The sequence below is a fragment of the Collinsella aerofaciens genome (genome assembly GCF_901212495.1).
In the GTDB taxonomy this organism is placed as follows: domain Bacteria; phylum Actinomycetota; class Coriobacteriia; order Coriobacteriales; family Coriobacteriaceae; genus Collinsella; species Collinsella aerofaciens_H.
In genome coordinates this window covers 138,326-161,945 of the sequence record NZ_CAAKNY010000068.1, presented here as the reverse complement: position 1 = coordinate 161,945, position 23,620 = coordinate 138,326, and the positions used below count along the sequence as shown (strand labels likewise).

The window sequence follows — 23,620 nt, the reverse complement described above, 5'->3', positions numbered from 1 at the left end:
GGATTAAGTCCGGACCTCTTCTTATTTTGAATAGGTTTTATAGGCTTGTAGCTCCCACTGCTTTCGTTCAACCTTCGCAACCGAGTCGAGGATAAGTCCCGTTGCCAAGCTCAACCCACACAGGAACATGAATGAGGCCGCAAGTATGGCGGTGGGGAAGCGGGGGACTAAGCCGGTTTGGAAGTACTCAGCAACAATTGGAATTCCGAGGGCAAGGCCTATGATGGCAAAGATGAGCGCTATAAGGGTAAAGAACTTGAGCGGACGATAGTCTTTAAAGAGCGTCCCGATCATTGCGATGACCTTGATGCCGTCGCTGACCGTGTTGAGTTTGGATTCGGAGCCGGCAGGTCGATCTCGATACTCCACCGGCACGTCTTGAATGCGCCAGCGGTGGTCGACGGCGTGTATTGAGAGCTCGGTTTCAATCTGGAAGCCCTCGCTCAAGACGGGGAAGGTTTTGACGAAAGGCTTGCTCATGGCTCGGTAGCCGGTCATCACATCGTCAAAGCTGTAGCCGTAAATCCACTTGATCATGGCGCGAACAAGGTTGTTGCCAAACCCGTGAAAGGCTCGTTTATTCTCTTCGGCATAGGTGCCGTTTGAAAGACGATCTCCAACAGTCATATCTGCTTCGCCGGTAAGGATGGGCTCGCAGAGTAACTTAGCGGCTTCGGCGGGGTACGTATCGTCGCCGTCAACCATCAAGTAACACTCGGCATCGATATCTCGGAACATTTGGCGACACACGTTGCCTTTGCCCTGCCTGGACTCGTGGCGCACCGTAGCCCCGTGCTGCTTGGCGATTTGTGAAGTGCCGTCGGACGAGTTGTTGTCGTAAACATAGACAACTGCACCGGGTAGCTCTCGATGAAAATCGTCGACAACTTTGCCAATCGTCAGCGCTTCGTTGTAGCAGGGGATAATGACGGCGATATTCGAACAGTCCATGTGGGGCCTTCCTTACGACTTAACTGGTCAAAAGTATACCTATCGTTCACCTTGTTACTTAGATATGGGTTAGTTTTCCAGATTTGTTGCGGTGGGTTATCGTCAACGTGGGAGGGCTATACTTTCCACTGTTATGTTTTACGAGACAAGGAGATGGTCCGTGGCTGACAACGTAGAGAGTCAGAAAGCGGTGGCTAAACCGGCCTCTCACGCTAAAAATGATTTTGAAAAGGACAAGTTCATTCTTAAGCAGCTTGTCACCAAAGATTTTAAAATCAAATATCGTCGCAGCGTTCTGGGTGTGGCATGGTCCGTGCTTAACCCGCTGCTGATGATGATTGTTATGTCGATCGTGTTTTCGACGATTTTTGCTCAAGGTCGTAATGGCTCCATTACGCCTGAGATGTATCCGTTGTACTTGATTGTCGGTAACGTGACGTTCTCCGTCATGTCCGAGTCAACGAATCAGGCGCTGATGTCCATCATATGGGCCTCCTCTTTGTTGAAAAAGGTTAAAGTGCATCGCTGGGTATTCCCAGTGCAGAAGGTATTGTTTTCGCTTGTTAACTTTGCTTTCTCTTTGGTTGCCGTCGCTTTGGTCATGCTTTGGTTCCATGTTATGCCCACCTGGCATTTAATTCTGCTGCCGGTTTGCTTGCTGTTGCTTATGTGCTTTTGCATGGGCTTAGGCATGATGCTGTCGGCACTGGCGGTCTTTTTCCGCGACATTATGCATCTGTGGACTGTTGTCATCACAGCCTGGATGTATCTGACGCCTATATTCTGGACGACTGATTTTATTGCTCAAATGTCTCGTTGGATTCAGGTGCTTGTTGTGGTGAATCCCATGTACAACTACCTGCAGTTTATGCGTGATATTTTCCTGTTCAATACGGTGCCCTCCGCGCTTACCTTTGGCTTGTGTGTTGCTTGGGCTATTCTTGCCCTTGCTATTGGCTATACCGTGTTCCATAAGACCGAGCATAAGTTTATTCTCTACATCTAAGGAGTGCTGTTTATGACTGAATCTGCTATTGATTACAGCAAGCAGCCCCTTGCTGTTGAGGTCAAAGACGTCACCATGATCTTTAACATGGCGTCTGAGTCGCTTACAAACCTTAAAGAGTACTTTATTAAGCTTGCAAAGCACGAGCTGTTCTTTGAGGAGTTCCGTGCGCTTAAGCACATTTCGTTCGATGTGCATCGTGGTGAGGTCGTTGGCCTTGTAGGCACCAACGGTTCCGGTAAGTCTACGATGCTCAAGATCATCGCTGGCGTTTTGGAACCGAGTGAGGGCGAGGTTAGGGTTCACGGTAATATCGCGCCATTGATTGAGCTAGGTGCCGGCTTTGATCCCGAGCTTACCGCGCGTGAGAACATCTATCTGAATGGTTCGCTGCTTGGATACACCAAGGAGTTTATCGATGCGAGCTTTGACGAAATCATCGAGTTCGCTGAGCTCAAAGACTTTGTCGACATGCCTCTGAAGAATTTCTCTTCGGGCATGGTCGCGCGTATTGCCTTTGCTATCGCCACGATTACCGAGCCCGATATCCTAATCGTTGATGAGACGCTTTCTGTTGGCGATGTCTTTTTCCAGCAGAAGTGCGAGCGCCGCATTCAGCACTTTATCGAGAGTGGCGACGTCACGGTCTTATTCGTTTCTCACTCCATGGAGCAGGTTGAGCGTATTTGCCAGCGTGCCGTATGGATCGAGAAAGGCGATCTACGCATGGATGGTCCCGTGGATGAGGTCTGCAAGGCGTACCACGACCAGTTCAAGTAGGTTATAATCTTTTAGTCGCGCGAACTTGTACCCGCTTGAACGTGCAGCTTTTATGCTCCATTAGCTCAGTTGGATAGAGCAGGGGACTTCTAATCCCAAGGTCGACGGTTCGAATCCGCCATGGAGCACCAATAGAGTTTTTGAAGACCCGGTTTCATGCCGGGTCTTTGCATTTTGAGACATGAAGGCATTCTATTGTTCAAACAAATTCTGTAAGACATGGGGATGACTTGCAGCCTATTTGTTGCCAATGCCAATAGCCTTTTACGTCCGAGACGCGTCATGGGATTGATGGGCTTGTGTTGCATGATTGGTAACTCATCTTCAGCTACAACAGTGCACCCTCGCCCCATCCTCTGAAGATGTTCTAAAACAGTATTATAAGTTGCCTGGAGGCTACATTGACAGCGTACAATACGCATGTTTGACTCGTTGTATGGCCTGAGTTTGGGGAGGGGTGCGCGCCATGGAGGTGCTGGTTGTTGGCAATACCGCGTATGTTGACGACGACTTTTGTGCCAAGGCGTTTCCCGGTGACCATGTTCAGGTTGTAGCTGCCGACGATGCGCAGCGCGAGTCATCGCCCCACACCTCGTGGAAAGAGTTGCTGCGCCACCTGGATCAGGCCTACGAGTTCGACCGCGTGGTCTACCTCTCCACTTATCTCACTCCGCATACCGAGACTTTTGGCGACATTGAGTTGCTGCGCTCGGTGTTTCGTGCCTGCATGGGCCGCCGTGTGCAGCTGCTGTTTGTGGCGGGGCCTGCGGGCGCGGAGGTTGCTGACGGCGCGGCGAGCAATGCCGATTCGCATGATGCCACAGATGCTGCCGCCCAAACGGGTAAGGGCATTATTGCCCGCGCGGCCAACGACCTCTGTCGCTACTACGCCGCGCAAGATGACATCCAGGCCAAGATCCTGTGCACTCCCTATCTCTATACAGCATCCGCGGCGCTCGACGATCCGTTTCTAGTGCCGCTGTTCGAGGCGTGCTCGACCGGATCGGTCGCGCTCCAAGGTGCCGCGGACGCGCCGGTTCCCCTGTTGTGCGCGGAGGATCTAGCGGTGCTGGTACATCGCGTCTTTGATAGTTGGGATGCGACTTTTGGAACGCTCGATGTTGCAGATGCTTTCCATCACACAGCGGGTGACTTGGGCGGTGCGCTCCAGGGTCTGTTCCCCGGGCTGTCCGTTGCCTATGGAGAGTCGACCGACTATGCGTTGCCCGCAGGCGATATCGCTCGCAAACGCTATGGCTGGTTTCAGCGTTACGACCTGCTGCGCGACCTTTCGACCATCCATGCCCGCTGGGCTAACAACCGCACCAAAAAGGTCAATCCCTTGCGTGCGGCCATCGATCGCATCCAGCTGCGCACGCTGCCCATTAAATGCCTGGAGACGGGCTTCGCATGGGTGCTGTTCGAGGTGCTGGAGCATCTGTTCTCCCAATCTACCCAGCTCAACGTGCTCGACTATCGTCTGCTCTATGTGGTCCTCATTGGCACACTCTACGGGCTCGACTTTGGCCTGGTCGCCGCACTGCTGGCATCGGTGGGTTTGGCCGCAAGCTACTTTACCCAGTACGGTTACACCTTCGAGGGTCTGTTCTACGAGCCTTCCAACTGGCTGCCGTTTATTGCGTACTTTGTGGTGGGCGCCATTTGCGGCTATGTGCAGCTGCGCAACAGCGAGGCCATTAAGGCGGAGCGTGACGAGAACGAGCTTGTGCGAAACCGCAACACGTTCCTAACGCGGCTCTATCACGACGCGATTGAGGACAAGCGTGCCTTTAAACGACAGATTGTGGGGCGCCACGACAGCTTTGGCAAGATCTTCGCCGTGACACAGGAGCTCGACGTACTCAACCCGCGCGATATATACCGCAAGTGCTGCGAGCTGCTGGGCGAGATTCTCGAGAGCGATTCGGTGACGATCTACCATGTTTCGGGCGGGGCATTTGCGCGCCTGGTAGCGGCGAGCCCGGCGATTTCCAACGATGTGCCGCGCTCGCGCTCGTTCGATGACCTTGCGCCCGTGCTCCAAGGTGCGATCTCGGGTTTGTGGGTGAACCGTGCGCTTACGTCGGGGCTTCCGATGTTTGGCTATACGATCGAGCGCGATGGAGCCCCCGCCGTGTTGATCTTTGTGCGTCACGTGGCCGAAAGCCAAATGACCCTGTACTACCAAAACCCGTTCCGCATCCTGTGTGGCTTGGTGGAAAGCGCGTTGGGACGCGCTTTCGATTACGAGGCCGTGGCACAGGATAAGTGCTGCGTTGCCGGCACGTGCGTGCTCAAACAGGCGGCCTTTGGCAAAGAGCTTGCTGCCGAACAGGCGCTGGCTGACGGCAAGATGGGGAGCTATCTGCTCCTGCGCGTGGTGCCGGGCATGGAGCCTGTTGGCGAGCTGGTCGGCGCGATTGGGCCGGCGATTCGTGAGAGTGACGCTGCGGGCTTGGTCGATGGAGACACGCTTTACCTGCTCATGCGTCAGGCGACCGAGGCTGACCTGCCGGTTATTTGTGCGCGCTTGGCCGCCAAGCACATTACGGTGGAACCCGTTGGCAGCGAGGATGTTGTGGCCCTGCTGCAGCGCATCGCGCCCGCTGACAACGGTGAGGGGGAGGCCGCTTGATCTCGCTTGTCGTTTCTACCGTACTGCTACTAGTTCATGCGCTGGTGTGTCTGGTGCTGTGGACGCTTATGAAACTGGGCCTGCTGCCGGTGCGCGGGCACATGCTGGCCGTGATGGTGCTCGTACCGTTGTGGGGCCCGCTGCTGGTGGTGCTGCTTTCGGTTCGCAGCGCGGTGTTCGGTGACGACCTTAAGGACGCCACGCTGGAGGCGCTGCGCATTAACGACGACATGCATCGCAGTATGCTCGTGCAGGGACGCGAGGGCGATGATGGCGTGGTGCCGCTCGAGGAAGCACTGATCGTCAACGACCCGGGTGACCGCCGCCGTCTGATGCTCTCTATGCTTACCGAGGATCCGGATGCGTACCTGGCACAGCTTCAGGCGGCAAAACTCAACGACGACGTTGAGGTCGCGCACTATGCCGCGACGGCAGTGGCTCAGATTTCCAAGGAGTCCGACCTTAAGCTGCAGCAGCTGGAGCGTGCCTTTAAGACCGATCCGAGTGCGCAAAACCTTAATGTCTACTGTGACTACTTGGGTACGTATCTTGCGTCCGGCTTGGCCGAGGGCCGCGTGGCTCAAATTCAGCGCCAGCAGTATGCACGGTTGCTTGCACGTCGCTGTGAGCACGAGGACGGGCTTGCCCTACGTGTTCGCTATGCCACGGCGCTGGCCGATGCCGGTGAGGTTGATGAGGCAGAAGACGTTGCCGAGCGGTTGGTGGCCGATACCCCCGATGAGCAAGATGTTTGGATGTTGTGCCTGCGCTTGGCCGTATTGCGCCACGACGGCGAGATGGTGCGGCGGGTGATTGATGCCGTTGATAAGCAACATGTGTATTTGAGCGCCGAGAACCGTGAGAGGCTGGCATTTTGGCGTGAAGGAGAGGAGGCCCGATGAGCGTGGTGCAACATATCCGCGAGCGTGCGGGCCATTTTCGCTGGATGGGGCTGCTCGTGGTATGGGCGGTCTTTATTGCCATGGCCGCCGTGCTGTTGGTGGAGCGCGCTGGCGTGCAGTACAGCGCCGGGCAGCACAAGCTAGGCATGCTCGCCGCCAACGACGCGGTGCCGGCCTCCTCGGCGATGTTTGGCCAAAAGCCCACGTGCCTCGTCATTTCCGATACCGACCAGGCGGGTGTCGAGGGTGTCAAAGAGCAGTTTGACCAGATTCTGCTTGACATGAAGATCGCCCACCGCGACGTGGATATTGCCGCCGATGGTGTTGATGCGATTCCTTCCCTCACATCTTTCGACCGCGTGATTTTACTGATGCCGTCGCTCGATGGGCTCGGTACGCACCTGACCGACATCACGAGCTGGGTGAGCGCCGGCGGCTCGCTCATGCTCGCCATGCCGCCGGATTATTCGAGCTACCTGCAGGTGATTGCCCCCAAGCTTGGCATTGAATCGGCAGGCTACGAATACGTGACTGCAGAAAGTATTGTGCCGAGCGAAGACTTTATGCTGGGTGGGGGAGAGCGCTACGAGTTCTCGGACCCCTTTGATTCGTCGCTTTCGGTGTCGCTGCGCGATACGGCGCGCGTGTGGGCAACGACCGGCAATGCGGGTGTCCCGCTCATTTGGTCGAACGAATGCGGCAGCGGTCGCACTGTGGTGTGTAACATCGGCATCTACGACAAGGTCATGCGCGGCTTCTACGCTGCGGCGATTAGCCTGTTGGGCGATGCCACAGCCTATCCGGTCATCAACAGCGCCGTGTTCTACTTGGACGACTTTCCCAGTCCCGTGCCCTCGGGCGACGGCACCTACATCAAGCGCGACTACGGGCTTTCCATCGCCGACTTTTATGTCAAGGTCTGGTGGCCCGATCTGCAAAAGCTCGCGCAAAAGTACGACATTCGCTATACCGGCGTGATGATCGAGAACTACGAGAACGCGGTCAACCAGGCCGAGCCCGCGCGCCAGCCCGATACCACGCAGTTCCGCTACTTTGGCGGCATGCTGCTGCAGATGGGCGGTGAGCTGGGCTTTCATGGTTACAACCATCAGCCGCTCGCGCTCAGGGATACCGACTATGGCACGCTGTACGACTACAAGACGTGGAAGAACAAGGAGACGCTCGTCGCATCGCTTAACGAGCTCATTGCCTTCCAAGACGATGTCCTGCCCAACGCGCACGGCTCGGTCTACGTGCCGCCGTCGAATATCCTTTCGGTCCGCGCGCGCAAGCTTATCGGCGCCGACGTTCCGCGCATTAAGACCATCGCCAGTACGTATTTTGAGGACGGCACCGATCTGCCGTACGTGCAGGAGTTTGGTGTGGCGAGCGATGGCATTGTGGAGCAGCCGCGTATTGTATCGGGCAGCATGGTTGATAATCCCTACATGCGCCTGGCCGCCATGTCCGAGCTCAACATGCACTACGTGAGTACGCACTTTATGCACCCGGACGACCTACTCGATCCCGATCGCGGCGCCAGGCAAGGCTGGGAGGTCTACAAGGGCGGCCTGACCGACTACCTTGACTGGCTTACCAAGTCGGCGCCCGACCTACGTCGCCAGACTGGCTCGGAATGCTCGGGCGCCATCCAGCGCTTTTCGTCTGTGACGGTGAGTGTGAATACCAGCGCGGATGCCTGGACGCTTAGTCTGGGTAATTTCCACGACGAGGTGTGGCTCATGTTTCGTGCCAACAATGGCGAGCCGGGTACGGTGTCCGGTGGCGAGATTAAACACCTGACGGGCAACCTGTACCTAGTCAAAGCGACGGACAAGACCGTGACGATCGAGCGCAAGGAGGGCGGCGACCGATGAGAATCTGTTTGGTACTCGAGGGCTGCTACCCCTATGTGCACGGCGGCGTGTCTACCTGGATGCATGGCTACATTACGGCTATGCCCGAGCACGAGTTTGTGCTGTGGGTGATCGGCGCGCATGCCGTCGACCGCGGCAAGTTTGTTTACGAGCTGCCCGGCAACGTGGTCGAGGTACACGAAGTGTTCCTGGACGATGCCCTGCGCCTCTCGGGCGAGCAGGAAGAGGTCGACTTTGACGACCGTGAGTGCGAGGCGCTACGCCGCCTGGTGTCGCTGTCCAATCCGGACTGGGACGTGCTGTTCGATATCTTCCAGCGCCGTCGCGTGCATCCGCTCTCGTTTTTGCAGAGCCGCGCATTTATGGATATCTTTCGCGACGTGTGCCTGGCCGAGTACCCTTACACGCCGTTTGCCGATGCGTTCCACACCATGCGCTCCATGCTGTTGCCGGTGCTCTACCTGCTGGGCAGCAAGGTGCCGGTGGCCGACGTGTACCATGCCATCTCGACCGGCTACGGTGGCCTGCTCGCCTGCCTGGGCTCAAGCGTTCACCATGCGCCGGTGCTGCTGACCGAGCATGGCATCTATACCCGCGAACGCGAGGAAGAGATCATTCGCGCCGACTGGGTGGTGCCGTCGTTTAAGGACCGCTGGATTCGCTTTTTCTACCTGCTTTCGGAGGAGATCTACCGCCGTGCCTTCCGCGTGACGAGCCTGTTTCACAACGCCCGTAAGACGCAGATCGACATGGGCTGCGATGCGGACAAATGCCTGGTCATCCCCAACGGCATCCGCCTCGACCGATTTAAGGACATACCCTTAAAGCCCGATGATGGCTGGGTGGACATTGGCGCGGTGGTGCGTCTGGCGCCCATCAAGGACGTAAAGACCATGATCTATGCCTTCTTTGAGCTGCACGAGCGCCTGCCCAAGGTGCGTCTGCACATCATGGGCGGCGTTGATGACGAGGAGTACGGTGCCGAGTGCCATGCACTCGTTGACACCTTGGGCGTGCGCGACCTGATCTTTACCGGTCGCGTCAACGTGGTCGAGTACATGGAGAAGCTCGACTTTACCATTTTGACGAGTATCTCCGAGGGTCAGCCGCTCAGCGTGCTGGAGTCGCTCGCCGCGCGCCGTCCCTGCGTGACGACCGAGGTGGGCTGCTGCCGCGAGCTGCTGGAGGGCGCCCCGGGCGATGACTTTGGCGTGGCTGGCTTCGTGACCCCGCCTATGTATCGCAAGGGCTTGGCCGATGCCATGGAGCGCATGTGCACAAGCCGCGCCCGCCGTATCGAGATGGGGGAGCGCGGTCAGCGTCGCGTTGCCACGTATTTTTTGCACGAACAGATGCTCGCCAACTATCGTGCGCTGTACGACGAGACGGCGCGTGCGTTTGACCTGTCTAGAGAGGGGGAGTAGCCGGTGGCCGGAATCGGTTTTGAGCTCAAGCGCCTGTTTAGGCGCAAGGGTCTGTTTGCCACGATGCGCGCCTATGGCTACGCTGGCATTGTGTGCACGGGCCCCATGCTGCTGGGCGTGCTGCTCCAAGTGGGTATCTTGGTGCTGTGCGGCCTGTGGGGCGTGGGCCGTGCCAACCAGGATTTGCTGGTGTGCATGGTGACCTATACGCTGCTGGCCTCGCTTACGCTCACAAGCTTTTTCTCTATGCCGGTCACGCGCTTTTTGGCTGACATGCTCTTCGCCGAGCGCGAAGAAGAGGTCTTGCCCTCATTTTGGGGCTCCAACGCCATCATGCTCGTTGTGGGTACCGTGCTCTACGGCGTCTTTTTGCTGTTTTCGGGCGCCACGCTGCTGCAGGGGCTGCTGTGCCTGTGGCTGTTCAATATTATGGTCGTCAACTGGAACGGCATGAGCTACCTCACGGCCATCAAGGATTACCGCGGCATTCTGTGCAGCTTTGCGGCTGCCATTGGTGTGGCGTGCCTGTGTGCCTTGGCCGCGCTGGCGCTGGGGTTGTCGCCCGTCGAGGGTCTGTTGGCCTCGATCGCCCTGGGCTACGGTGTGATGCTCGCCTGGGACGTGGTGCTGCTGTACCGGTGTTTTCCGCAGAGCGACCGCAGCCCCTGGCTCTTTTTGCAGTGGATCGATCAGTTTATGCCGCTGGCGCTCACGGGCCTGTTTACCAACCTGGGACTCTTTGCACACCTGGTGATTATTTGGGCTGGCCCCATTGGCGTGCAGGTCAAGGGCTTGTTTTACGGTGCGCCCTACCACGATGTGCCGGCGCTCATTGCGTTTTTGACGATCCTGGTCACGACCGTCAACTTTGTGGTGTCGGTCGAGGTCAATTTCTATCCGCGCTACCGCGACTACTACAGCCTGTTTAACGACGGCGGCGTGGTGGGCGACATTGTGGTGGCCGAGGAGGAGATGCTCTCCACGCTCAACAGCGAGCTGCGTTTTTGCGCGCTCAAGCAGCTGTTTGTGACCGCTGCGGTCATCTCTCTTGAGACCACGGTGCTCTCGGCCCTGCCGCTGGGCTTTAACAACCTTATGCACGGGTATTTTCGCACGCTATGTGTGGGCTATGGTCTGTATGCTGTGGGCAATACGGTGATGCTCATCTTGCTGTACTTTACCGACTACAAGGGGGCCGTGCTTGCCTCGGGTCTGTTTGCCGGTGTGGCCGGGCTGGCGACCGCCGTGTCGCTGCTTTTGCCGCAGCAGTTTTACGGCTTTGGCTTTTTGTTGGGTGCTGCGGTGTTTTTTATCGTGGCGCTGCTGCGGCTCGATACCTATACCGCCAACTTGCCGTATCGTATCCTGAGCCAGCAGCCCATGGTGGCGACCGACAAAACAGGTCGCTTTACACAGCTGGGCCGCTTGCTCGACCGTGCCGAACAGCGTTACGAGGAGCTGCGTCTAGAGGGCGAGCCGCATGGCGCGTTTGAGCACGCGGTGGTCCGTGTGTATCGCAACCATTGGGGAGGTTCTGATGATCGATAGGATGATGTCTCGCCGCCGCTTGTTTGAGGCGGCTGCCGGCGCGCTTCTGCTCTCGGGCTGCTCGTCTCAGGACGAATCCTCGACCAAAAAGGTCAAAAAGCAGGACAAGATTAAAAAGGCCGAGGCCTCGGGCGAGACCAAGCATCTGCGCGATAAGGACGAGCTGTACGAGGTCTATGACGACTCGGGCATTGTGGCCATGTACCTGACGGTCTCACGCGGCAACAGCTCCGAGAACACGGACCATAGCTGGGCCGAGGTCAACACGTACTCGGTGTATGACTACGCCGATATGGGTGTGACGCGTTATCAGGTTATGGGCCTGCTGCAGGCGGGCGACGAAGAGGGGCCAGTTTCTGGCGAGGTTGGCTATGGCGAGGAAGCGCCCAATGCCACCGTGCAGGTGCGCGGCCAGACGTCGAGCTCCTACACGCAAAAGAATTACAAGGTGGAGCTCAAAAAGGGCAAGGGCACCTGGCGCCAACAACGCGCGATTGCGCTCAACAAGCACATGGGCGAGGGCATGCGTTTTCGCAATAAGATGGCCTATGATCTTATCCGTGGGATTCCCCAGATGATGGGTCTGCGCACGCAGTTTGTGCATCTATGGGTGTGCGACCAGACCGAGAAATCTGACGACACCTTTGAGGACTATGGCCTGTTTACGCAGGTGGAGCAGCTCAACAAAACGGCGCTCAAGGCACATGGCCTGGATAAGAACGGGCATCTGTACAAGGTGAACAGTTTCGATTTCCACCGCTACGAGGACACCATAAAACTTGCCGACGACCCCGACTACAACCAGGCTAATTTTGAGGGCATGCTCGAGATCAAAGGAGACTCGGACCACACCAAGCTCATCGAGATGCTCGAGGCGCTCAACGACGATTCGCAAAAGATTGACGATGTGCTCGACACCTACTTTGATACCGAGAACCTGGTCTATTGGATGGCGTTTCAGATCCTTGCGGGCAATTGCGACACGCAGAACCGTAACTGCTATCTGTACAGCCCGCTCAATTCAAATACCTGGTACATCCTTGATTGGGACAACGATGGCATGCTGCGCAAGCTGGAGCTGTCTCTTAAGGGGTTTTCGGACTACGCGAGCTGGGAGCGCGGCGTAAGTAACTATTGGGGCAACGTGCTATTCAATCGTGCGCTGCGCAGCAAATCGTTCCGCAGTGAGCTCGACCGCGCCGTCAAGGACTTGCGCACGTATTTGACCGAGGCACGCCTGGCCAAGATGATTAAACACTATCGCGAGGTCACGGAGTCGCTCGTCTTTGCTGCGCCCGACCTGGAGAATCTTCCCGTGACCAAGGACGAATACGAGCAGATTGCCGCGGCGATTCCCTCCGAGATTGAGGAGAACTACAAGAGCTTTCGCGAGAGCTATAAAAAGCCCATGCCGTTCTACATTGGCGTGCCGCAGATCGATAACGGTAAGCTGCGCATTAACTGGGATGCGTCTTACGACTTTAAGGCGCGTGACATTCGCTATACCGTGGAGCTGGCGCGCGACTATGCCATAAGCGACGTGCATTTTAAGGCCGAGGACGTGCTGCTTCCCGAGGTGACCTGCGATGCTCCCGATGCCGGCCAGTATTTTGTGCGCGTGCGCGCCACCAACTCAGATGGCTATACACAAGATGCGTTCGATTACTACGTGACCGACGACGGCAAGCACTACGGCATGAAGTGTTTTTACGTGCAAGACGGCGGTAAGGTCGTGGAGGACACGTATGAGGAGGGCTAGCGCGCTGCTTGAGCGCCTTGCGGCACCTCCCGCGCGTACCACGCAGGAGCGTTACCGCCACGAGCTCAAATTTCTCATTAACGAGGGCGAGCACGCCGCGCTTGCCTGTCGCATGGCGCCGGTGTTTAAGCTGGACAAGCATGCGCAGGCGGGCGGCTACACCATTCGCAGCCTGTATTTTGACGACTACTGCAACTCGGCTTACGAGGAAAAAGACGCCGGTATCCTCATGCGCAAAAAGTATCGCGTGCGCATCTATAACGGCAGCGATAAGGTGATTAAGCTCGAGCGCAAAAAGAAGTACGGCAGCTGGATCTATAAGGAGGACGCGCCGCTCACGCGTGGCGAGTTTGAGCAGATTCTGGCCGGAGACTACGACTTTTTGCTGAGGAGCCCCTATCCGCTCTGTCGCGAGTTCTACATCGAGTGCATCTGCAACGTGATGCGCCCGAGGACTATCGTGGACTACGAGCGCGAGCCGTGGGTGATGGACGAGGGCACCGTGCGCATCACGTTTGACATGAACGTGCGCGCCGCGGTGGGAAGCTTCGATATCTTTGACGCGACGCTGCCCGCGCTGCCGGTCCTGGAGCCCGGCAAGCTGGTGATGGAGGTCAAGTTTACGGAGTTTTGCCCGCAGCTGGTGCGCGATATGGTGCCGCCGGGCGCGGCCGAACTCACGGCAGTCTCTAAGTACTGCCTGTGTTACGAAAAGACCGCCTACCTGCGCGGCTTCAACTACTGGGAATCGGACTTTGAGAACCGAGGGGATATTTAGACCATGAGCACCAAGGACTTTTTTAAGAACTCCGTCTTGGAGGCGTTTGGCCAGGTCGATCCTGTCAAGATCGGTCTTTCGCTGCTCGTGGCGCTCGCCATGGGCATCCTGATCTACTGCGTATACAAGCGCTTCTTTACCGGTGTGGTGTACTCGCGCAGCTTTGCCGTGACACTTGTGGGCATGTGCGTGCTTACGTGTATGGTGACGCTTGCGATTTCGACCAACGTGGTCATCTCGCTCGGTATGGTCGGTGCCCTGTCCATCGTGCGTTACCGTACGGCGGTCAAGGACCCGCTCGACTTGCTGTATCTGTTTTGGGCCATTACCACGGGCATTACGGCGGGTGCCGGCATGTACGCGCTCGTGGGGCTTGCGGCAGTGGTGATCGTGGTGATGGTTGCCGGCTTCGCGAGCCACCAGGACAAGGCGCGCGTGTACATGATGGTCATCCACTACACGGGCCAGACCACCGGCGACGACATCGTGCGTGCATTTGGGCGCACCAAGTTTTCCGTCAAGTCCAAGACTATGCGCGGCGACAAGGTCGAGATGGCCGTGGAGGTGTTCTCGGACGGCGTGGATATGCCCTATGCCGACACCATCCGTGCGCTCGACGGCGTGGAGGACCTGACGCTCATCCAGTACAACGGCGAATACCACGGGTAACTATGTTCCGGCGTTTTAACAAACGCCGGACCACTCGACGCTGCGCGGGCATCTGCCGGGCTATTATGTTCCGTCGTTCTGACGAACGCCGGACCGCTCGACGCTGCGCACGCATCTTCCGGGCGATCTGCCGCTCAAACCGTCGCTCGCGTACATGAAGTACGCGTCGCTCCTCTTTCGCGGCACCTCGCCACGGCAGCTGCGCGCTCGCTGACGTTTGCTTGACCTGGGCTGTTGAAATGATCCATGTGGCTCGTCCCATTTGCTAAATTTGCCGGTATGGGTTGGGTATCATTGTGTAAGCGATTTCAATGACAGGGGTGCTTGTGGTAAAGATGAAAGATGTGGCCGAGCTGGCCGGCGTTTCGAGTGCCGCCGTCTCGCGCTACCTCAATGGTGGATATATCTCGGCGGACAATGCTCATGTACGGTAAGGAAGCAAGCAACCGAAAACAAGAGATAGACCGCCAGCACTACACTATTCCGAACCAAAGACCAAAAGATAAGCATTGTGGGAAAATCTAAACTTTTGGATTTTCCTACAATGCCAACTACGGCGGAATCCCTCCCACTCCTTATATCTTTCTGTATACATTGAATTTGTATTTAGTAAAATGCAGACAACACCACGGATCGGCTTTTGGTTGGACAATTCCAACCAAACACCACAGCAGACAGCAGAAAACATTCTGAACGCTAGGAAGCCGGTATGATTGTTACATATAAGGGGAAGAAAAATTTCTTTTAGGTACTTGCTTTCCTAAAACTGATGTGATACAATGATTTAAACCAGAAAAGGAGTAAAAAATATGCGGCAAGGTATTCTTAAATAAAATTTGATAATGGGCGCAAAAATGATTGCCCCTTGCAGGGGCTTAGTTTTTGTACCCAATTTAAGAATACTTTTGCCTTTTTAGTAAATATCGTGACGGACAGCGGCTCATGTAAGCCGTCATACTTCTGTTTGTCCGAAGTCATGATCCCCAGCGGTAAAAGTATTAGCCGCTGGGGATTTTTGCGCCCATTTGGGCCTTGTATGGAGGATAGACATGAACATTATCAATATCGGGATTCTTGCCCATGTAGACGCTGGAAAGACAACCTTGACGGAGAGCCTGCTATATGCCAGCGGAGCCATTTCAGAACCGGGGAGCGTCGAAAAAGGGACAACGAGGACGGACACCATGCTTTTGGAGCGGCAGCGTGGGATTACCATTCAAGCGGCAGTCACTTCCTTCCAGTGGCACAGATGTAAAGTCAACATTGTGGATACGCCCGGCCACATGGATTTTTTGGCGGAGGTGTACCGCTCTTTGGCTGTTTTAGATGGGGCCATCTTGGTGATCTCCGCTAAAGATGGTGTGCAGGCCCAGACCCGTATTCTGTTCCATGCCCTGCGGAAAATGGACATTCCCACCGTTATCTTTATCAATAAGATCGACCAGGCTGGCGTTGATTTGCAGGGCGTGTATCAGTCTGTTCGGGATAAGCTCTCCGCCGATATTATCATCAAGCAGACGGTGTCGCTGTCCCCGGAAATAGTCCTGGAGGAAAATACCGACATAGAAGCATGGGATGCGGTCATCGAAAATAACGATGAATTATTGGAAAAGTATATCGCAGGAGAACCAATCAGCCGGGAAGAACTTGCGCAGGAGGAACAGCGGCGGGTTCAAGACGCCTCCCTGTTCCCGGTCTATCATGGCAGCGCCAAAAAGGGCCTTGGCATTCAACCGTTGATGGATGCGGTGACAGGGCTGTTCCAACCGATTGGGGAACAGGGGAGCGACGCCCTATGCGGCAGCGTTTTCAAGGTGGAGTATACAGATTGTGGCCAGCGGCTCATCTATTTGCGGCTATACAGCGGAACGCTGCGCCTGCGGGATACGGTGGCTCTGGCCGGGAGAGAAAAGCTGAAAATCACAGAGATGCGTATTCCATCCAAAGGGGAAATTGTTCGGACAGACACCGCTTATCCGGGTGAAATTGTTATCCTTCCCAGCGACAGCGTGAGGTTAAACGATGTATTAGGGGACCCAACCCGGCTCCCTCGTAAAAGGTGGCGTGAGGACCCCCTCCCCATGCTGCGGACGTCGATTGCGCCGAAAACGGCAGCGCAAAGAGAACGGCTGCTGGACGCTCTTACGCAACTTGCGGATACTGACCCGCTTTTGCGCTGCGAGGTGGATTCCATCACCCATGAGATCATTCTTTCTTTTTTGGGCCGGGTGCAGTTGGAGGTTGTTTCCGCTTTGCTGTCGGAAAAATACAAGCTTGAAACAGTGGTAAAGGAACCCACCGTCATTTATATGGAGCGGCCGCTCAAAGCAGCCAGCCACACCATCCATATCGAGGTGCCGCCCAACCCGTTTTGGGCATCCATCGGACTGTCTGTTACACCACTCCCGCTTGGCTCCGGTGTACAATACGAGAGCCGGGTTTCGCTGGGATACTTGAACCAGAGTTTTCAAAACGCTGTCAGGGATGGTATCCGTTACGGGCTGGAGCAGGGCTTGTTCGGCTGGAACGTAACGGACTGTAAGATTTGCTTTGAATACGGGCTTTATTACAGTCCGGTCAGCACGCCGGCGGACTTCCGCTCATTGGCCCCGATTGTATTGGAACAGGCATTGAAGGAATCAGGGACGCAACTGCTGGAACCTTATCTCTCCTTCACCCTCTATGCGCCCCGGGAATATCTTTCCAGGGCTTATCATGATGCACCGAAATACTGTGCCACCATCGAAACGGTCCAGGTAAAAAAGGATGAAGTTGTCTTTACTGGCGAGATTCCCGCCCGCTGTATACAGGCATACCGTACTGATCTGGCCTTTTACACCAACGGGCGGAGCGTATGCCTTACAGAGCTGAAAGGATATCAGGCCGCTGTCGGTCAGCCGGTCATCCAGCCCCGCCGTCCAAACAGCCGCCTGGACAAGGTGCGCCATATGTTTCAGAAGGTAATGTAAAGATACATAATCGTCAAGACGGCAACAATCAGAAGTTATGGAGGGTAACAATGGAAAAATCCCCACGCCGGGGACGCTGGAATATCAGCGGACAGGCAGCACCCGCCGTTATCACCCAGGCTATGAGTGCAAATGGGCGACCAACACCGTCGTTCATATCCTCGAAAACCGAGAGTACACCGGATGTCTGGTGAACTTCAAAACGGAAAAGCCTTCTTATAAGGTCAAGCACAGCATAGAGAACCCCGTCGAGAAGCAGGCCATTTTCGAGAACCACCATGAGCCGATCATCGACAAGGAAACATGGGAACGGGTGCAGGAGTTACGCAAACAGCGCAAACGCCCGAACCGCTACGATGAAGTGGGGCTGTTCTCCGGGATTTTGTTCTGCGCCGACTGCGGCCATGTGCTGTATCAGCAGCGGTATCAGAACAAAGACCGCAAACAGGACTGCTACATCTGCGGCAGCTACAAGAAGCGCACCCGCAACTGTACGGCGCACTTTATCCGCACCGATCTGTTGACCGCTGGTGTCCTGGCAAATCTCCGGCAAGTGACCGAATACGCAGCCAAGCATGAGAGCCGGTTTGTGAAACTACTTGTCCAGCAGAACGAGATCGGCGGCAAGCGAAAGACCGCCGCAGCCATCAAGCAGCTTGAACAGGCGCAGGAACGCATTTCTGAAATCAGCCGCATTATCAAGCGGCTGTATGAGGACAATGTAAACGGCAAAATCAGCGATGAGCGTTTCATGGAACTGTCGGCTGACTACGAAGCCGAGCAAGCGGAGCTGAAAAAGAGAGCCGCCGCCCTGCAAGCCGAACTGGACAAGTCACAGGCAGCTACCGTCAACGCCGAGAAATTAATGGGCATTGTCCGCAAGCACCTTGCCTTTGAAGAACTGACCCCCACTCTCTTGCGGGAAATGATCGAGAAAATTGTGGTGCATGAGTGCAGCTATGATGAGAACGGCACCCGCAGGCAGGACATTGAGATTTATTACAGCTTTGTCGGCAAGATTGACTTGCCCGAATAACCGCCCGACCTATCCGACACAATGGCCAAGTGTCGGATAGGAACGGCAAAATTTTTTGCACTTCTATTGCTTCTTTATCACACATAAGCAAAGGCCGAACGCATTAAGCAGGCGATTGAGCTGACCGGATACGTGCGGTCCAGCCAGGCTCGCGCGCTGCGCACCGGCTCCACCAAACTCATCGGCGTCATCGTGCCCAAGATTAACTCGGAATCCGTTAGCCGCATTACCGCCGGCATTGGCCAGGTGCTCGGTCGCCGTGGCTACCAGATGCTGCTCGCCAATACCGACAACGCCCCCGATCGCGAGCTCGAGTACCTCGATTTATTCCAAAATCACCCGGTTGATGGCATCGTACTCGTGGCGACCATGATCACCGATGAACATCGTGCGGCCATTGCGTCTTGCCATGTGCCCATTGTGCTGATCGGCCAAAACGTCGAGGGCGCGGCTTGCGTCTATCACGACGATTACGAGGCCGCTTTTGAGCTGGGCCAGGCGCTCGCGAAGCATGTTGAGGGCAAGATTGCCTATATCGGTGTTACCGAGGAAGACCGTGCGGCCGGTTATGACCGCCGTCGTGGTTTTGAGGCGGGATTGCGCGCCGCGGGTAACCCGCTCGATGCCGCCTTGATTCGCCTGGGCTCGTTTACGCTCGACTCGGGCTATGGTGCGGCGCGTGAGCTGCTTTCCGTCGCTCCCGATGTTTCGTTTATCGCCTGCGCGACCGACACCATGGCGGCGGGCGCGCTGCGTGCCATCGATGAGGTTCGCGGCATGGGCGAGGGCATACACCGCGTGAGCGGTTTTGGCGACAACGCGTTTTTGCGCGCGCTGACGGGCGGCATTCCTACTGTGCATTATGGGTATCTGACCAGTGGCGTCGAGGCCACCAGCATGCTGCTTGACACGCTCGATGGCGTGGAGGGGAAGCGCGGTCTCAAGACGATCAAGCTCGGCCATCAGCTTATGAATGTCTAGGCTCTGGGCACGTCTGCCTGCCTCTGAGGCCCCTGTTTTTGCCATAAAACTACCATTCGCCGGCTTTTTCCTACCGTTCACCCTACTATGAAAACGATTACAGACAAATGAAACTGAAAACGATTACAGCGTAAGTGTCAAAGATGGCCGGGTGCACATGCGCCCGTTGGAGGAAAGGGAAGTCATGGACTACCGCAAATCAGCGCAAGAGGTGCTCGACAACATCGGTGGCGCCGGCAACGTTGTTTCGGCCGCGCACTGCGCCACGCGTCTGCGCCTGGTGATTGCCGATAACGCCAAGGTCGACAAGGAGGCCCTCGAGAATATCGATGGCGCTAAGGGCGTCTTTGAGGCCCAGGGCCAGCTCCAGATTATTTTTGGCACTGGCACCGTCAATAAGGTCTACGACGAGTTCATTGCGCTCAGCGGCGTCGAGGCTGCCACCAAGGCCGAGGTCAAGGAGGCCGCGGCGCAGCAGCAGAACATCTTTATGCGTGCCATTAAGGTGCTCGGCGACGTCTTTGTCCCCATCATCCCCGCCATCGTGGCTTCGGGCCTGCTGCTGGGCATTATGAGTGCCCTCAACTTTATGGCCTCCAACGGCTTTATCGCGCTCGACACCAATAACTTTATCTACAAGATTGCCGACCTGGTCTCGGGAACGTCCTTTGGCATTCTGCAGATCCTGATCGGCTACTCCGCGGCTAAGGCCTTTGGCGCCAACCCGTACCTGGGTGCCGTCGTCGGTGGTGCGTTCATCAACTCCTCGCTGCAGAGCGCCTACACGGTTGCCTCTGAGGGCGTGCAGACCATGGTCACCGTCATTCCCGGCGTGTACGGCTTTGAGTGGGTCGGTTATCAGGGCCACGTGATCCCCATCGTTATCGCCTGCGCCATTCTCGCCTTCCTCGAGAAGCGACTCCACAAGGTTGTCCCCGAGATGTTCGACCTCTTTGTGACCCCGCTCGTCTCGGTGTTCGTGACCGTGCTCGTGACCCTCGTTGCCGTCGGCCCCGTCTTTGTCTGGGCCGAGAACGCCATCCTCGGTCTGATCCAGGCCCTGCTCACCCTGCCCTTCGGCATCGGTTCCTTTATCGTCGGCCTGTTCTATGCCCCCACGGTCGTTACCGGTATCCACCAGATGTACACCGCCATCGACCTGGGCCAGCTCGCCCAGTACGGCGTGACCTACTGGTTGCCCATCGCCAGTGCCGCCAACATCGCCCAGGGTGGCGCCGCGCTCGCCGTTGCCTTTAAGACCCGCGATGCCAAGATCAAGGGCCTGGCGCTTCCTTCGGCCCTGTCCGCCTTCATGGGCATTACCGAGCCGGCCATCTTTGGTGTGAACCTGCGCTTCTTTAAGCCCTTCATCGCCGGCTGCATCGGCGGCGGTTGCGGTGCCCTGGTCTGCGCACTCACTTCGCTGGCCGCCTCCGGCACAGGCGTTACGGGTATCTTCGGTATCCTGCTGTGCCTGGCCCAGCCCGTGCAGTACGCGATCATGTTTGCGGTCGCCGCGCTGGTTTCCTTTGCCGTCTCGTTTGTCCTGTACAAGGACGAGCCCAAGGCTTCCGAGCAGGCGTAGGATTCGCGTAAACATAACGCCCGCAGGCTCCATCCTGTGGGCGTTTTCTTTATATGGAACCCTCGATTTGAGCGTTCGTTGATTTAATTCGATTGGATACCGACATGTCTAACGCACTTCAGCGCGATCTTGCCAAGCTCGTTGCCAACATGGATGCGGCGGCTGCCGAGCGTGGCCCCGGGCCCTATGCTCAGCATTTTCATATTATGCCGCCCACGGGCTGGCTCAACGACCCCAACGGTCTTTGCCAGGCAGATGGTGTATTTCACGCGTACTTTCAGTATGCCCCGTTTGATGTGAACGGCGGCGTCAAGATGTGGGGCCATGCCACGAGCCGTGACCTTATGAACTGGGAATACGTTGGCGCGCCGCTGCTTCCCGACGAGCCGTTTGACTGCCATGGCGTGTACTCGGGCTCGGCTTTGGTCGTGGACGGTCGCATTCGCGTGCTCTATACCGGCAACGTTAAGCTCCCCGATGCGGATGGCGTCTTTGACTACGTCAACACCGGTCGTCGCGCCGATACCGTGTATGTCGAGAGCGCCGATGGACAGACGTTTAGCCAAAAGCGCGTGGTGCTGGCGTCGGAGGACTATCCCGAGGATCTGACGTGCCACGTGCGCGATCCCAAGGTGTGGCGTGATGAGGCCGGTCGTTATCACATGGTGTTGGGCGCGCGTCGTCGCGTTGACGGGCCGCACGCTGAGAGCCGTTTTTGTGCGATGCACGGCGAGGGCGCCGGGCGTGATGTGGGCGAGATCCTGGTGTATGGCTCGGCCGATATGCTGAGCTGGGAGCTCGAGAGCCGTGTATCTACGCCCGATCGCTTTGGATTTATGTGGGAATGCCCCGGCTATATCGAGCTCGATGCGAATGGCAATACCGCTGCATTTTTGTCGTTCTCGCCCCAGGGGCTCGAGGGCGGTCGTTGGGACCGCGGTAACGTATACGCTGCTGGCTACATGCCTGTAACGGGCGACATTACCGGTGGTGACGGTGCCTATGAGCTGGGCGAGTTCCGCCTGTGGGACGCCGGTTTTGACTTCTATGCTCCGCAGGAGTTTACGTTCGAGGATGGTCGCCACATTCTGATCGGCTGGATGGGCATGCCCGATGAGCCGACCTATGGCAACGACCCCACCGTGACGTGCGGCTGGCAGCACTGCATGACGGTGCCGCGTGAGCTTACAGCCGGTGCCGACGGCGTGGTGCTGCAACAGCCGGCGCGCGAGATTGAGCACCATTATGCCTCGGTGCGTGTGGGGGCGGGCACGTTGGAGGTTGCCGGCGATACCTGCTTTGACGTTGTTGTTGACGGTGTCGACGGTGCGTTTACCGCAACCGTCGATGGCGAGCTGAAGCTGGCGTTTGTGCCCGCCGAGGGCGAACTGCCCACGCGTTTTGAGATGCGATTTACCGACGAGGGTCGCACTTCTGCCGGCTGCGGTCGTACCGTGCGCTGGGAGCCCGTCGACGAGGTTCGTAACGTGCGCATTGTTGGCGATGCCTCTTCGGTCGAGGTGTTTGTGAACGATGGCGCGCTCGTGTTTTCGACGCGCATCTATCCCGAGGCCTATGGCGTGACCGTTGACGCTCCGGGTGCGAGTGTGACCTATCACACGCTCAACATCTAGGCGATTCGTCGCATATAGGCGCTATACTGCAGCCGTTGCCCACGATGCGGGGAACACCCGCATCGTGGGTTTTTGTTTATGAAGGGACGGCGCCTTGTGGATGTACAGCAGCTAGAGGAGGCCTGGGCTTTGAGGGCCGGCTCGCGTGAGGCGCGTCTTGTTGCGGCCCTGCATGTGCCGGCGGCGCTGTCTCTGTTGGGGATTGTGCGCCCCGGTGACCGCCTGGTTGCGTTTGCCGATGACTTTGCCGATGCGTTTGCGCGCGGCTTTGATGCCTGCGACGTGGTTATGGTGGGTGAGCCCTCGGTTGCAGCGTTTGCCGCCGCGTCCGAGGGCTTTGATGCTTCGTTTGATGCCGAGGGGCCGCACCTGTGGTGGTTTGTGAACTCAATCGGTGGCTTTGGCCTGTGTGTGCCCGACCTTCGCGCTCTGGGCCGCGCGGCTCGCGTGGTCCATGCGCTGCTCGTCGTTGATAACACGGTGGCTTCCATCTTTGGCTGCGATCCCTTGCGTTTGGGTGCCGTACTGTCGCTCGAGGCGCTCGATCGCGTGTGCGCCGGTGACGCGCCGCGCAAGCTTGTGGCGGTGTCGGTCGCGCGCTCGCAGCTCAAGCGCCATCGCGTGGACGCTGCTGCCGAGTGCACGCATGCCCTGCTCGAGGGGCGCGGATTGGCCTCGCTCGACTTGTCCTCCGATGAGGTCGAGGTCCTAGAGCACGGGCTCGATACGCTCGACACTCGCATGCAAGCGCACTTCGATCGCGCCCGTGCGCTGGCTGAATATTTGGCCGCGAATGAGATGGTGCGCAACGTGTGCTATCCCGGGCTGACCTCGCATTCCGACCATGCCATCGCGACTGGCATCCTCGAGCACGGTTTTGGCCCGGCAGTAGAGTTTGACCTGATGGACTGCAGCGCGGGTGAATTCTTCAGCATGCTGCCGGACGAATTTCGCACATCGCCCGCCGGCGGCGCAACAACGCGCCTTTCGGCCTCACGCGGCAAGCAGGCAAGCACCATCCGCCTCTTCGCCGGCACTGATGATCCCCTGGTAGTGGCTGCCACTCTAGACACCGCCCTCCGCAAC

Annotated in this window: 17 protein-coding genes, 1 tRNA gene and 1 pseudogene; 18 read left to right on the top strand and 1 reads right to left on the bottom strand. The window is 57.1% G+C overall.

Annotation, left to right across the window (positions count from 1 at the left end):
- Window positions 1-21: 21 nt before the first annotated feature.
- A complete protein-coding gene (locus tag SFLMC1_RS08310; RefSeq protein WP_152074564.1) occupies window positions 22-951 on the bottom strand; it encodes a glycosyltransferase family 2 protein in 930 nt (309 codons plus the stop codon).
- Window positions 952-1,111: 160 nt separating this feature from the next.
- Between SFLMC1_RS08310 and SFLMC1_RS08305 the strand changes: the two genes are divergently transcribed.
- The 18 genes and pseudogenes from SFLMC1_RS08305 to SFLMC1_RS08220 form a co-directional block, all read left to right on the top strand.
- Window positions 1,112-1,957, top strand: a complete 846-nt coding sequence (locus SFLMC1_RS08305) for an ABC transporter permease (protein WP_226814286.1) — start codon at window positions 1,112-1,114, stop codon at window positions 1,955-1,957.
- A gap of 12 nt (window positions 1,958-1,969) precedes the next feature.
- Window positions 1,970-2,737 (top strand): ABC transporter ATP-binding protein, encoded by a 768-nt coding sequence (locus SFLMC1_RS08300; RefSeq protein WP_152074565.1) that lies wholly within the window; start codon window positions 1,970-1,972, stop codon window positions 2,735-2,737.
- A gap of 54 nt (window positions 2,738-2,791) precedes the next feature.
- Window positions 2,792-2,868, top strand: a tRNA-Arg gene (locus tag SFLMC1_RS08295).
- Window positions 2,869-3,203: 335 nt separating this feature from the next.
- Window positions 3,204-5,372: a DUF4118 domain-containing protein gene (locus SFLMC1_RS08290; RefSeq protein ID WP_152074566.1), complete on the top strand. Its 2,169-nt coding sequence runs from the start codon at window positions 3,204-3,206 to the stop codon at window positions 5,370-5,372.
- Window positions 5,369-6,274 (top strand): tetratricopeptide repeat protein, encoded by a 906-nt coding sequence (locus tag SFLMC1_RS08285; RefSeq protein WP_152074567.1) that lies wholly within the window; start codon window positions 5,369-5,371, stop codon window positions 6,272-6,274. Before SFLMC1_RS08290 ends, SFLMC1_RS08285 begins: the two co-directional genes overlap by 4 nt.
- Window positions 6,271-8,151: a DUF2194 domain-containing protein gene (locus SFLMC1_RS08280; RefSeq protein ID WP_152074568.1), complete on the top strand. Its 1,881-nt coding sequence runs from the start codon at window positions 6,271-6,273 to the stop codon at window positions 8,149-8,151. Before SFLMC1_RS08285 ends, SFLMC1_RS08280 begins: the two co-directional genes overlap by 4 nt.
- Entirely contained in the window at window positions 8,148-9,575 is a 1,428-nt protein-coding gene (gene pelF / locus SFLMC1_RS08275; protein WP_152074569.1) for a GT4 family glycosyltransferase PelF, read from the top strand. Before SFLMC1_RS08280 ends, pelF begins: the two co-directional genes overlap by 4 nt.
- A gap of 3 nt (window positions 9,576-9,578) precedes the next feature.
- The gene (gene pelG, locus SFLMC1_RS08270; protein WP_152074570.1) at window positions 9,579-11,123 is read left to right on the top strand and encodes an exopolysaccharide Pel transporter PelG; all 1,545 of its coding nucleotides are present in this window, start codon (window positions 9,579-9,581) and stop codon (window positions 11,121-11,123) included.
- Entirely contained in the window at window positions 11,113-12,882 is a 1,770-nt protein-coding gene (locus SFLMC1_RS08265; protein WP_152074571.1) for a CotH kinase family protein, read from the top strand. The genes pelG and SFLMC1_RS08265 overlap by 11 nt, the downstream gene beginning before the upstream one ends.
- On the top strand, window positions 12,869-13,660 hold the full coding sequence (locus SFLMC1_RS08260; protein ID WP_152074572.1) for a polyphosphate polymerase domain-containing protein: 792 nt from the start codon (window positions 12,869-12,871) through the stop codon (window positions 13,658-13,660). Before SFLMC1_RS08265 ends, SFLMC1_RS08260 begins: the two co-directional genes overlap by 14 nt.
- 3 nt (window positions 13,661-13,663) lie before the next feature.
- Window positions 13,664-14,329, top strand: coding sequence for a DUF4956 domain-containing protein (locus SFLMC1_RS08255; protein ID WP_152074573.1), 666 nt, complete (start codon window positions 13,664-13,666; stop codon window positions 14,327-14,329).
- Window positions 14,330-14,664: 335 nt separating this feature from the next.
- Window positions 14,665-14,763, top strand: coding sequence for a LacI family DNA-binding transcriptional regulator (locus SFLMC1_RS08250; protein ID WP_226814296.1), 99 nt, complete (start codon window positions 14,665-14,667; stop codon window positions 14,761-14,763).
- A 615-nt stretch (window positions 14,764-15,378) separates the two neighbouring features.
- On the top strand, window positions 15,379-17,298 hold the full coding sequence (gene tet(W), locus SFLMC1_RS08245; RefSeq protein WP_152074575.1) for a tetracycline resistance ribosomal protection protein Tet(W): 1,920 nt from the start codon (window positions 15,379-15,381) through the stop codon (window positions 17,296-17,298).
- 55 nt (window positions 17,299-17,353) lie between these two features.
- Window positions 17,354-18,334: pseudogene (locus SFLMC1_RS08240) on the top strand (DUF4368 domain-containing protein); the annotation flags it as partial.
- Window positions 18,335-18,466: 132 nt separating this feature from the next.
- Window positions 18,467-19,315 carry a LacI family DNA-binding transcriptional regulator gene (locus tag SFLMC1_RS08235; protein ID WP_226814287.1) on the top strand — a complete coding sequence of 283 codons (849 nt, stop codon included), beginning with the start codon at window positions 18,467-18,469 and terminating at the stop codon, window positions 19,313-19,315.
- A 184-nt stretch (window positions 19,316-19,499) separates the two neighbouring features.
- A complete protein-coding gene (locus SFLMC1_RS08230) occupies window positions 19,500-20,900 on the top strand; it encodes a PTS transporter subunit EIIC (RefSeq protein ID WP_152074576.1) in 1,401 nt (466 codons plus the stop codon).
- Between the two features lie 104 nt (window positions 20,901-21,004).
- Window positions 21,005-22,534, top strand: coding sequence for a glycoside hydrolase family 32 protein (locus SFLMC1_RS08225; protein ID WP_154063928.1), 1,530 nt, complete (start codon window positions 21,005-21,007; stop codon window positions 22,532-22,534).
- A 96-nt stretch (window positions 22,535-22,630) separates the two neighbouring features.
- A partial coding sequence (locus tag SFLMC1_RS08220) for a PLP-dependent transferase (protein WP_187323915.1) occupies window positions 22,631-23,620 on the top strand: 990 nt, incomplete at its 3' end.